12 protein-coding genes are annotated in these 11,242 nt (G+C 69.6%); 5 read left to right on the plus strand and 7 right to left on the minus strand.

What is annotated here, in order from left to right:
* The first annotated feature begins 57 nt into the window (after nucleotides 1-57).
* From VFV19_09255 to VFV19_09265, 3 genes are read left to right on the plus strand one after another with little or no spacing between them, the layout of a single operon-like run.
* Nucleotides 58-1,275 carry a cation:proton antiporter gene (locus VFV19_09255; protein ID HEX4824489.1) on the plus strand — a complete coding sequence of 406 codons (1,218 nt, stop codon included), beginning with the start codon at nucleotides 58-60 and terminating at the stop codon, nucleotides 1,273-1,275.
* Nucleotides 1,275-1,973, plus strand: coding sequence for a CPBP family intramembrane glutamic endopeptidase (locus tag VFV19_09260; GenBank protein ID HEX4824490.1), 699 nt, complete (start codon nucleotides 1,275-1,277; stop codon nucleotides 1,971-1,973). The genes VFV19_09255 and VFV19_09260 overlap by 1 nt, the downstream gene beginning before the upstream one ends.
* Before the next feature lie 21 nt (nucleotides 1,974-1,994).
* On the plus strand, nucleotides 1,995-2,816 hold the full coding sequence (locus VFV19_09265; protein ID HEX4824491.1) for an alpha/beta hydrolase-fold protein: 822 nt from the start codon (nucleotides 1,995-1,997) through the stop codon (nucleotides 2,814-2,816).
* Nucleotides 2,817-2,942: 126 nt separating this feature from the next.
* Here the strand turns inward: VFV19_09265 and VFV19_09270 are convergent, their stop codons facing one another.
* From VFV19_09270 to VFV19_09300, 7 genes are all read right to left on the minus strand, one after another.
* The gene (locus VFV19_09270) at nucleotides 2,943-3,569 is read right to left on the minus strand and encodes a glutathione S-transferase family protein (protein HEX4824492.1); all 627 of its coding nucleotides are present in this window, start codon (nucleotides 3,567-3,569) and stop codon (nucleotides 2,943-2,945) included.
* Nucleotides 3,570-3,576: 7 nt separating this feature from the next.
* A complete protein-coding gene (locus tag VFV19_09275; protein HEX4824493.1) occupies nucleotides 3,577-4,680 on the minus strand; it encodes a pyridoxal phosphate-dependent aminotransferase in 1,104 nt (367 codons plus the stop codon).
* 1,058 nt (nucleotides 4,681-5,738) lie between these two features.
* Entirely contained in the window at nucleotides 5,739-6,584 is an 846-nt protein-coding gene (gene truA / locus VFV19_09280) for a tRNA pseudouridine(38-40) synthase TruA (GenBank protein HEX4824494.1), read from the minus strand.
* A 3-nt stretch (nucleotides 6,585-6,587) separates the two neighbouring features.
* A complete protein-coding gene (locus tag VFV19_09285) occupies nucleotides 6,588-7,346 on the minus strand; it encodes a DUF547 domain-containing protein (GenBank protein ID HEX4824495.1) in 759 nt (252 codons plus the stop codon).
* On the minus strand, nucleotides 7,343-8,086 hold the full coding sequence (gene map, locus VFV19_09290; GenBank protein ID HEX4824496.1) for a type I methionyl aminopeptidase: 744 nt from the start codon (nucleotides 8,084-8,086) through the stop codon (nucleotides 7,343-7,345). The genes VFV19_09285 and map overlap by 4 nt, the downstream gene beginning before the upstream one ends.
* Nucleotides 8,087-8,095: 9 nt before the next feature.
* Entirely contained in the window at nucleotides 8,096-8,431 is a 336-nt protein-coding gene (locus VFV19_09295) for a hypothetical protein (GenBank protein ID HEX4824497.1), read from the minus strand.
* 34 nt (nucleotides 8,432-8,465) lie between these two features.
* Nucleotides 8,466-8,903 carry a heme-binding domain-containing protein gene (locus tag VFV19_09300; protein ID HEX4824498.1) on the minus strand — a complete coding sequence of 146 codons (438 nt, stop codon included), beginning with the start codon at nucleotides 8,901-8,903 and terminating at the stop codon, nucleotides 8,466-8,468.
* Nucleotides 8,904-8,940: 37 nt separating this feature from the next.
* On the opposite strand from VFV19_09300, the gene VFV19_09305 reads away from it, so the two are divergent.
* Together VFV19_09305 and VFV19_09310 are read left to right on the plus strand one after the other, a co-directional pair.
* On the plus strand, nucleotides 8,941-9,537 hold the full coding sequence (locus VFV19_09305; protein HEX4824499.1) for a GNAT family protein: 597 nt from the start codon (nucleotides 8,941-8,943) through the stop codon (nucleotides 9,535-9,537).
* The gene (locus VFV19_09310) at nucleotides 9,534-11,213 is read left to right on the plus strand and encodes a tetratricopeptide repeat protein (protein ID HEX4824500.1); all 1,680 of its coding nucleotides are present in this window, start codon (nucleotides 9,534-9,536) and stop codon (nucleotides 11,211-11,213) included. The genes VFV19_09305 and VFV19_09310 overlap by 4 nt, the downstream gene beginning before the upstream one ends.
* The last annotated feature ends 29 nt before the right edge of the window (nucleotides 11,214-11,242 follow it).

Genomic DNA, 11,242 nt, shown 5'->3' on the forward strand with positions numbered 1-11,242 from the left:
CCGAAACTCCGCACATCGAGTTTCGGAAGCTGTCCCCTCTTCCTCTATGATGCGCCGATGATCGCACCCGTCGTCGCGATGCTCGCGGTCATTCTCGTCGCCGCGAAGATCGGAGGCGAGGCCGCGACACGGTTGGGACAGCCTTCCGTCCTCGGTGAGCTTCTGGCCGGCGTGGTGCTCGGCAATCTCGGGCTCGCCGGCGTGACGCTCCTCGAGCCGATCAAGGACAGCGCGGCGATCGAGCTGCTCTCCGATCTCGGTGTGCTCATCCTGCTCTTCGAGGTCGGCCTCGAGTCGACCGTCGGGCAGATGATGAAGGTCGGCGCTTCGGCGCTGCTCGTCGCGACGCTCGGCGTCGTGGCACCTTTCGCGCTCGGCTGGGCGGTCTCGGTCTGGCTCGAGCCTCACGGCTCGCTCTACCTTCACGCTTTTCACGGCGCCACGCTCTGCGCGACGAGCGTCGGCATCACCGCGCGCGTCTTCCAGGATCTCGGGCGCGGCAAGAGCGACGAGGCCCGTATCATCCTCGGCGCGGCGGTGATCGACGACGTGATGGGGCTCGTCATCCTCTCCGCGGTGACCGGGATGATCGTCGCGGCCGATGCGGGGCGCGCCTTCTCGATCGGGGCCGTCGGCTGGCCGTTCCTGAAGGCGAGCGTGTTTCTCGCGGCGGCGCTCACGATCGGCTCCGTCGTCACACCCCGGTTGCTCGATCTCGCGTCGCGCCTCAAGACCCGTGGGACGCTCCTCGCTACCGGGCTCGTGTTGTGTTTCGTCCTGGCTTGGGTCGCGAGCCGGATCGGTCTCGCGCCGATCGTGGGCGCCTTCGCCGCCGGTCTCATCCTCGAGCCGGGGCAGTACCGGGCCTTCGAGCAGCGCGGGGAAGACGGGCTCGAAAAGCAGGTCCATCCGATCGGGTCGTTCCTCGTGCCGGTCTTCTTCGTCCTCATGGGGATGCGCACCGACGTTCGCGCCTTCGTTCAGCCTGGCGTCCTGGGCCTGGCGGCGGGCCTGACGGCGGCGGCGATCGTCGGAAAGCAGCTCTGCTCGCTCGGCGTGCTCCAGCGCGGTGTCGATCGCCTCACGGTCGGCATCGGCATGATCCCCCGAGGTGAGGTCGGCCTGATCTTCGCGAGCATCGGCGTCTCCCTGACGGTCCGGGGCGAGCGGATCGTCGACGACGCGGTGTTCTCCGCGATCGTCGTCATGGTTGTCGTGACCACCTTGATCACGCCGCCGCTCCTGAAGTGGAGCCTCGGACGCACGAGGGCCTGATGCCGATCGGCTTCGCCGGGATCTACCACTTGGCGCTCTTCGGGCTGTTGATCCCGTTCGCGGCGGTGCGTTCGGCGCGCCGCATCGACTCCCGGCGGCTCCCACCGAAGGCTGCCCACTTCATCTCCACGGTCGTCACGCTCCTCGTCTTCTTCGGCCTCTCGCTCCTCGTGTCGGTCAGGGAGCGGATCGTCCTCTTCCCTCGAGCGGCCCCGCCGCTCTGGACGATCACCGCCGGCGGTGCGGTGCTCGTGGCGCTCGTCGGGCTCATGCGCCCCATCTGGAAGAGCCGTGTGGCCGCGCGGGCTCGGAAAATCTGGCTCTTCATGCCGCGGACGCCGCGCGAACGGGCGCTCTGGGTCGCGTGCTCGCTCGCGGCGGGGCTCGCGGAAGAGGTGACCTACCGCGGTGTCATGTACGTGCTCCTCTGGCGCCTCACCGGCCATCCGTTGCCTGCGGTCCTCATCGCGTCGATCGTGTTCGGCGTCTCGCACTGGCTCCAGGGATGGAAGGGGATGTCGATCATCACGTCGATCGCGCTCGCGATGCACGGGCTCGTTTGGATCTCCGGCTCGCTCTACGTCGCGATCGCCGTCCATGCGCTCTACGATGTCGCCGCCGGTCTCTTCTACGCCAAGTACGGCGACGAGCTGGGCTACCCGCTGGAGCCTCTGCCGCCCCCGGCGCCTGCCTCCTGAACTGCTAGAGTGCGCCGCGCGATGACGCGCTGGCTCGACTACGACGAGGTCTACGAAGGCGGCGCCACGCGCGTCGCCGGGACGGTCAAGGTCCTGAAGGGTGTCGAGAGCCGCGAGCTCGGGAACACGCGCGATCTCCTCGTCTACCTCCCGCCGTCGCACGGCACCGCGAATCGCACCTACCCGACCCTCTACATGCATGACGGTCAGAACCTGTTCGACGCCGCGACGAGCTACGCCGGGGAGTGGCGCGCCGACGAGACGCTCGAAGCGCTCGCGGGGGAGGGCATCGAGGCCATCGTCGTCGGGATCCCCAACTCGGGGACCGCGCGTCTCGCCGAGTACAGCCCGTTCGAGGACAAGCTCTCGGGCGCGGGGCGCGCGAGGGACTACGTCCGTTTCGTCGTCGAGACGGTGAAGCCGCTCGTCGACGACGCGTTCAGGACGACCGGTCTCCCCGAAGCGACGGCGACGATCGGATCGTCGATGGGCGGGCTCGTCAGCCTCTACGCCTTCTTCGAACGCCCGGACGTCTTCGGGCTCGTCGGCGCCGTGTCGCCGTCGCTCGGCTTCGCGCGGCAGGCGCCGCTCGCCTGGCTCGAGAGCGCGCCGTTCGTCGGCGGACGGATCTACATGGACGTCGGCACGCTCGAGGGGCCGCCGCGGGCCGGAGACGAGCCGAGCCCCTACGTGCGTCTCGTGCGTCGTGCCTACGACGCGCTCGTTTCCAAGGGATACGCGCCCGATCGCGACATCCTCTATCGCGAGGATGAGGGCGGCCGGCACAACGAGGCCGCGTGGGCGGCACGCTTGCCCGAGGCGCTGCGCTTCCTCTTGAAATAAGGGGACAGCTACCGAATTCTCACCCAAAGTTGGGGGGTGGTTTCCTCACACACAACTCGGTGCTTATTGTGTGTGAGGAAGCCACCCTCCAACTTTGGGTGAGAATTCGGTAGCTGTCCCCTTATTTCAGACGCGTGGGCGTGTGTCCATGCGCCGGATCCATGCCGAGAGCTTGGGGTAGCCGCCCTTGAGCGGCATGTGCTCGACGAGGATGTCGTGGAAGAGGTGCGTGTCGTCGTCCTCGCACGTCAGGGCGTAGCGCAGGAACGGAAAGGCGCAGACGTCGGAGGCGGAGAGCTCGGCGCCCATGAGGTAGTCGCGGCCGGAGAGCAAGCCCTCGAACCACGGCAGCCACCCGGCCATCTCGGCGCCCCACGCTTCGATCTTCGCGCGATCGGGATCGGGCTTCTGTAGCTCGTCGTAGATGAGGTTCGGCGGACGCTTCCACACGCGGTTGAACCACTCGATGAAGATGTCCGTCTCGGCCCGGCGCGCCGGATCGGCCGGCCAGAGCGCACGCTCCGGATAACTCTCCTCGAGGTACTTGACGATGACCATCGAGTCGTACACGACCTTCCGCCCGCGATCGACGTCGACGATCGTCGGGACGAGGTCTTGCCCGCTTACGGCGCGGACCGTCGCGCGGTCGTCGGGATCGACCCAGACCGATTCGGTCGGAATCTTTTTGTGCGCGAGGGCGAGCGCGACGCGCTCGACGTTCGTGGAGTACTTGAACCGGTAGAGCTGGATCACGCGCGCACTATACCGCGGCTTCGATCGTGCCGATCACCGTCCGCAAGCCCGCGGCGAACGACGAGGGCGGTGGCAGCAGGCTGACGACGAGGTAGCCGTCGGCCGGGAAATCGAAGAAGTAGCCGGGATGGACGGCGACCCCCTGGGAGAGGAGCTCGAGGACGAGCGCCTCCTCGGCGACGACACGGGGGAAGCGCACGACGGCGGTCCAGCCGCCCTCGGGCGGGAGCAGCTCGACGGCGCCGCCCGGAGGGAGGAGCGCGCGCGCGGCGGCGAGATTGGCCAGGCACCGGGCGCGGATGGCCTCCCGCACCGGCGCCGCACGGCGCAGGATCTCCGGAAGCGCTTCCTGAACCGGTGTCGCGACCGAGAGATAGTTGTCGCCGACGAACTCGAGCTTCTCGAGCGCGGCCTCGCGCCTCTGCTCCGGCCCCGACGCGACGATCCACGAGAGCTTGAGCTGGGGGAGGCCGCAGCTCTTCGAGAGCCCGCCGAGCGTGAACGTGAGCCCTTGGTCCCGCGTCGCGAAGCTCGTCGGGCTCGATCCCCACGCGTAGTCGAGGAAGACCTCGTCGACGATGAGCGGGAGGCCGGGCGCCAGCGTGTCGGCGGTCTCGCGATCGACGAACGAGCCGGTCGGATTGTTCGGGTGCACGACGATCGCCGCCTTGGCCCGCGAAGGATCCTGCGGCACCGGCTGCCAGCGGTGCGAGCCGTCGAGCGGATACGGCAACGCCGCGACACCGTCGAGCGCGGCGAGGTGCTCGAAGAGCGGGTACGAAGGCGACGGAACGTAGACGGCATCGCCGGGATCGCAGAGCAGCTTGAAGAGGAAGCCGTACGCCTCGCTCGACGACGCGGTGAGCACGATCCGGTCCGGATCGGCGCCGTAGAGCGCCCCGACCGCCTCGCGCGCCTTGCGGAGTCCCTTCGGATCGGGGCGGTAGGCGAGTCCGGCCGGGGAGGCGAGCGCGGCGAGGAGATCCCGCGGATACTCGATCTCCGCGGCGGTCGGGTTGCTGATCGTGAGATCGTGCGCGATCGCCGCCTTCGCCTTCGCGGCGGCGTAGGTGTTCGGGGAGAGGTCGTGGGGAATGCGGCGGGAGAACACGGCCCGATTATCCACGGAGGAGCGTCCATGAGGCGCATGCGTAAGGCGACGGCGATCCTGCTCGCCGTCCCGCTGTGCGGTTGTCTCGAGGCGCCGCTCACCGAGCGCCTGGATATCCGTATGCTCGCGGGCGGGGCTTCCGTCGTCTCCCTGCGGGTGAGCCTTCGCGACCCTTCCGATTTCGCCGAGAGCCCGAAGCTGCGCGAGCGCCTGGAGAGCGAGACCCGGGCGCTCGAGGAGGGCACCGACCCGTGGTCGGCGCGGTTCGCCGCGGCGTCGCCGGCGCGGGAGCGGGACGTCCGCGACACCGCCGACGGCAAGTTGATCCGCCTGACGCGGCACGGACGTCTCGCGACTCCCGACGACCTCCGCGCCTTCCTGCGCGACGCGGGCGTCGGCGTCTCTTACGACCACGGCGAGGGCTGGGAGGAGCTGACCCTCCTTCCCGGCCATCCGCTGCGCGTCACGAGCGCCGAGCGCGAGCGGGTGAAGACGGAGCTGGCGTCCTGGAGCACGAAGCTCTCCGCGTACTTCGCGTCCCTCGAGCGCCTCTACGACTACCTCGACCGGCGTCCCGAGCGCGCCCGCGTCTGCCTCGCGTCGATCGTCTCCAAGGTTCCGGAGGGCGAGTCGCTGACCGGTGAGGAGTCGCGTCTGACCGATGCGGTCGAGGACGCGATGGGCGCGTGCGGCGCCATCCTCACGGCGGCCAAGGACGACGCCTACACGCTCGACGAGCTGTCACGGCGTGTCTACGATCCGTTCCCCGCTGCGATCCGGATCGCAGTTCCCGGCGCGGTCGTCGAGCGCGAAGGGTTCGCCGGCGCGGGCGACGCGCCGCTCGAGATCCCCGAGGCCTCCCTGTGGTCGGCGTTCACGCGCCTGCAGGGACGATTCGCCTCTCCGGACCTCGCGGTCCTGATGTGGCGCCAGGACGTCGGCGGGAAGGACGCCGCGATCGACGTTGACGCGCTGGCCGCGGCGCGGCGCCGCGCCGGAAAGCCGAGCGCCGACGAGATCCGCGCGGCGATCGAGGATCAGCTCCGCACCGCTCCGGTCTACCGGGTCCGGTGGGCTCCCGAAGCGGGACGCGAGGCGCCGCTCCCCTTCGACGACGAAGCTTCGCCGGAGACCGGCACGAGCGCGCGCAGCGCCGGAAGCGGTGGGTCGCCCGCGTAGAGCACGCGCTCGAGGAAGAGGCCGGACGGCGGCGCCGTCCACTCGGCGGTGCCGGTCCGTGAAGGATTCTTCAGCAGAGCCTTGAACTCAGGAACGGGGAGATCCTCGGCACCGACCTTGACGAGCGCGCCGACGACGCGCCTGACCATCTTCCACAGGAAGTGCGACGCGACGAGGCGGACGAGGATCAAGGCGCCGTCCTCCACGACCTCGGCACCGTCGACGAGTACGCGCGTCGACGTCTGGTCCTGCGGCCGCTCGCAGAAAGCCGCGAAGTCGTGCATGCCGGGGACGGCCGCCACCGCTTCGGCCATGAGCGCCGGATCGATCGAGCGCTTGATCCACCAGACGCTGCGCTTGGCGAGCGCCGTGCGCCGCCGCGAGATCTGGTAGACGTACGATCGCAGGACCGCGTCGTGGCGGGCGTGGAAGCGGTCGGAGGCCGACGAGAGCGCCAGCACGTGGATGTCGTGCGGCAGCGCGTCGTTGACCGCCAGGCGGAACTTCTTCGGATCGATCCGCTCTCGCAGGCGCAAATGCGCCACCTGATGCGCCGCATGCACGCCCGCGTCGGTGCGGCCCGCACCGCCGAGCTCGACGACGGCGCCGCCGGCCTCACCGATCGCGCTTCGTAGCTCGCCGGCGACGGAGCGCGCGTTCTGCTGCTCCTGCCATCCGCGGTAGCGCGTTCCCTCGTATTCGAGGTCGAGGCGGTAGGTCGGCATCGGTCAGGGGGCGACGTTGAGCGACCAGTCCCACGGCTGGTACTCGACCTTCACGTCCTTGGCCGACGCCGCCTCGGCGACCGCCTCGGAGCCGAACTTCTTGAGGACGCCGAGCGTCCCGCCGAGCGGCTTGAAGTCGTCCTTGTACCAGTCGAAGAGCGTGCTCGTCTTGATGACCGTGGTGTGATGGGACGTATCGATCGTGACGACGCCGGGTGTCGCGAGGAACGCGCGCGTCGCGTCGTCGAGCTGGTCGTCGATCTTGTTGCCGTAATAGGGCTCGGCCCGGAGAGGCGCGCACGAGCGCGCGGAGCTGTTGAGCGCGAAATGGATGCGCGGGTCCTTGTACTCCTTGACGAGGCGCCTCTCCAGCTCGTCGAGGCTCACCGGCTTCCCGTCGACCAAGAGCGCGTTGCGGTGGAAGATCTCGTTCGGCCGCAGGGCCTTCGAGAGCGCGCGGATCGATCCCGACGGGTTCAGGAGGAGGATGGTCTCGAGGATCTTCGTGTTGTAGAGGTTGATGAGCACCGCCTCGCGCTCGTGCGGCTCGAGCGTCTTGAGGTCGGCGCTGCGGTAGATCATGACGACTTCCGAGATGCGCTTGAGGTCGTCGCCGTTCGTCCGCCACGTCGCGTAACGGACGCCGTGGCCGGTCACGTAGGTCGTCAGCAGCTTCGCGTGCCCCGCCTGCGCCGCCTTGAGATCGGCGTGCGCGGGGACCGCCGCGACGAGCATGCCGAGAATCGCGATCTTGCGGATCACGCGGCGGTCAGCAGGATCGGCGCGCCGTCCATGACGACGATCGTCTGCTCGTAGTGGGCGGCGGGGGCGGCATCGGCGGTCCGCACCGTCCAGCCGTCCCGGTCCTCGACGATCGCGCCCGAGCCGCTCGTGAGCATCGGCTCGACGGCGATCACGAGGCCGCGCTTCAGCCGCTGCCGGGCGCGCGGGTCGTAGACGTTCGGCACGCTCGGGGCCTCGTGGATCGTCCGGCCGATCCCGTGGCCCGAGAGATCCTTGATGACCGAGAACCCGTCGTGCCTGATCGAGCGCGAGACCGCGCGTCCGATGTCGCTCACGCGGCCGCCGGCCCGCGCGGCTTCCATCGCGCGATCGAACGCCCGCCGCGCGGCGGCGACGAGCGCGCGCGACGTCTCGGACGCGACGCCCACGACGACGGTCACGGCGGCATCGGTCATGTAGCCGTCCTTCTCGGCGGTGACGTCGAGCTTCAGCAGGTCGCCGTCTTCGAGGACGCGCGTTCCGGGGATGCCGTGCACGATCTCGTCGTTGACGCTGATGCAGGTCGCGCCGGGGAAGCCGTAGACGAGCTTCGGAGCCGAGCGGGCGCCCGCCGCCGCGAGCACGGCCGCGCCGATCGCATCCAACTCGGCGGTCGAGACACCCGCACGTACCGCCGCCGCCATCGCGTCGAGCGCCGCGCGCACGACGCGGCCGCTCGCGAGGAGGCCGTCGAGATCGGCTTGGGCTTCGACGCACATGGCGGGCTCCTACTCCTCGGCGTCGGTCTCGAGATGAAACCGATGGAGGAACCGATGGAAGACCGGACCGAAGATGATACCGGCGATCAGGATCACGGCAAGGCCGGAGTAGAGGGCGTAGATGCCCGCGAAGAGCTTGCCGCCGGACGATGCCGGGTTGTGCAGCGGCCCCATCCCCGAGAGAATCATCGACGCGTTCAGGAACGAGTCGAGCCAGCCGAGCCCTTCGAGCCGGTGGTAGCCGATCATGCCGACGGCGAGGGAGCCGCTGATGACGAGCGTGCCCAGGGCCGCGCCTTCGACGAGGCGTCGGTAGAACACGGAGACCGGTGCCAGCGGCTTCACACTCCGACCTTAACCCGAAAACGGGGAAACGGCGTCAATGCAGGTCGGGGGCCGGCGTCGCCCACGCCTGGAGTACGGCGCGATCGGCGTCGGTGAGCTTCGCGGCCGGGTGGAGCGGCCGGTAGAACCAGAGCGGCATCTGGTCGTGCGACACCTGCTCCCAGATCGACTGGATCTTCGCGTCCTGCTTGTCGGAGGTGTACTGGCCCCACTCGGAGAAGTTCATGTGGCGGCGGCCCATCGAGACGTCGCGCGCGAGGAGCCACGAGACCGGGGCGACGTGGCTGTACCACGGCCAGCGCGTCTCGTTCGAATGGCAGTCGTAGCACGCGCGCCTGAGGATCGCGTGCACCTCGCCCGAAGTCGCGATGTCGGAGGTCACCGGCGGATTCGTGCGATGGACCGGCACGAGCTGGATCAGGGCGGCGACCGCGGCGATCGCGATCAGGCTGCGCTTGACGGGCGGCTTCACGGACCCTCCAGAATTCTTATACCTTAGAATCCGGCGAATGCCGGTCCCTCCGTTCGATCCGCGACCGATCGTTCTTCGCGGACGCCACGTCACGCTCGAGCCGCTCGCCGCGCATCACGCCGAGGCTCTCTTCGCCGCGGCCGGCGACGACGCGGTCTGGGCGTTTCTCCCTCGGCCCCGCCCGCGATCGCTCGAGGAGGTCCGCGCGATGATCCGCGAGGCGGCGCGCGAAGACGGCTCGATCGCTTTCGCGATCGTGCCCGTCGCGACGGGAGCGGCGGCCGGCTCGACGCGGTACCTCGACATCGACCGCTCCCACCGCACGCTCGAGATCGGATGGACGTGGATCGGACCGGCTTGGCAGCGCACCGCGGTCAACACCGAGTGCAAGCTGCTCCTCCTCGCCCACGCCTTCGACGATCTCGGCGCGCACCGGGTGACGTTGAAGACCGACGGCCGGAACGAGCGGTCGCAGCGCGCCATCGAGCGGATCGGCGCGACCCGGGAAGGGGTTCTGCGCCGCCACCGCGTGTGCTGGGACGGATACGTGCGCGACACCGTGTACTTCGGTGTCACCGATCTCGACTGGCCCCGCGTCCGCGAGGGCCTCGTCGCCAGGCTGGGCGCGCCGTGACGGCCGGCCGGCGGGTCGCGCTCATCGCGTGCGGCCTCGCGCTCGCGGTCGCGCTCGTCTTCGGGCGTGCCGTGCGCTACGACTTCGTCGAGCTCGACGACCGCTCGTACGTCGTCGAGAACCCGCAGGTGCTCTCCGGCCCGACGCCGGCGAACGTCGCCTGGGCGTTCACGACGTTCCGTCAGGCGAACTGGCACCCGCTGACCTGGCTTTCGCTCCAGCTCGACGCGGCGATCGGCGGGCCGTCGCCGGCGATGTTCCATGCGACGAGCATCGCGCTCCACGCCCTGGCCGCGATCCTGCTCTTCCTCGCCTTCCGCGCGATGACCGGCTGCGCGGGGCGCAGCGCCGCCGCCGCTCTCCTCTTCGCGCTCCATCCGCTGCGCGCCGAATCGGTCGTCTGGATCTCGGAGCGGAAGGACGTGCTCTCGCAGGCGCTCGGCTTCGCGGCGATCCTCGCGTATGCGTCGTGGGTGCGTAGCGGGAAGCGCTCCCGTTACGCGTGGGCGCTCGCGCTCTTTGCCCTGGCGCTCCTCGCGAAGCCGATGATGATCACCCTCCCGGTGGTCCTCCTTCTCCTCGACCGCTGGCCGCTCGACCGGTTCGCGCTCGTTCCGAGGCTCAAGGAGAAGGCGCCGTTCTTCGCTCTCTCGGCGATCTCCGCGGTGCTCACCGTCGTCGCACAGGCGCGCGAGGGCGCGGTCGTCGGGCTCACGGCGCTTCCGCTCGGCACGCGCCTCGCGAACGCCGCGGTGAGCGCGGTCCACTACCTGGTTGCGACCGTCTGGCCGGTAGGGCTCGGCAATCCGTACCCGTTCGACTACGCGGCGCTGACGCCGGGGCGGGTCGTGGGCTGCACGCTCGTCCTCGCCGCGCTCACCGCGGCCGCCGTATTCTGCTGGCGGAGCCGACCTCACCTCGCCGTCGGCTGGCTCTGGTATCTCGTCACGCTTCTCCCCGTGGTGGGGATCATCCAGGTCGGCGCGCAGGCGATGGCCGATCGCTACACGTACCTCCCTCTCGTCGGCCCCGTCGTCGCGCTCGTCTGGGAGGTCGGAGACCGGCTCTCGTCGCGTACCGCGGCGTGGGCGCTTCTCGGCATCGTCCTGGTCCCGGAGGCCGTCGCCGGGACGAGGCAGGTCGGGCTCTGGCGCGACACGGAGACGCTCGTACGTCACACGCTTGCCGTGACGCCTCCGAATGCCGCCGCGCACCTCAGCCTCGGCCTCACCCTGCTCCGCCACGACCGCTATCCCGAGGCGATCGACGAGCTCCACAAGGCGCTCGCGATCTCCGATCGGATCACCGAGGCCTGGGTCGCGCTCGCCGAGGGTCTCGTCGCCGAGAAGCGCGGCGCCGAGGCGCTCGACATCTTCCGCAAGGCCCGCACGCTCGACCCCGCGAACGACGTCGTCCAGAAGAAGCTCGTCGCACTCCTGAACTCCGAAGCGATCCGGCTGATGCGAGACGGCGGCGATCTCGCCGGCGCCGAGCGGCTCGCGCGCGAAGCGGTCGAGCGCGCGCCCGGCGACGCGACCTCGCACGGAACGCTCGGCGTCCTCCTCGCGCGGAGTGGCCGCGCCGGCGAGGCCGCGCACGAGTTCCAGGAAGCGCTGCGCCTCGACCCGTCGAACGAAGGTTTCCGCCGCAATCTCGAACGGGTGAGGGGACACTAAATACGCAGAGGGGACAGCTTCCGAAACTC

The organism is Candidatus Polarisedimenticolaceae bacterium, assembly GCA_036275915.1.
Classification (GTDB): Bacteria; Acidobacteriota; Polarisedimenticolia; order Polarisedimenticolales; family DASRJG01; genus DASRJG01.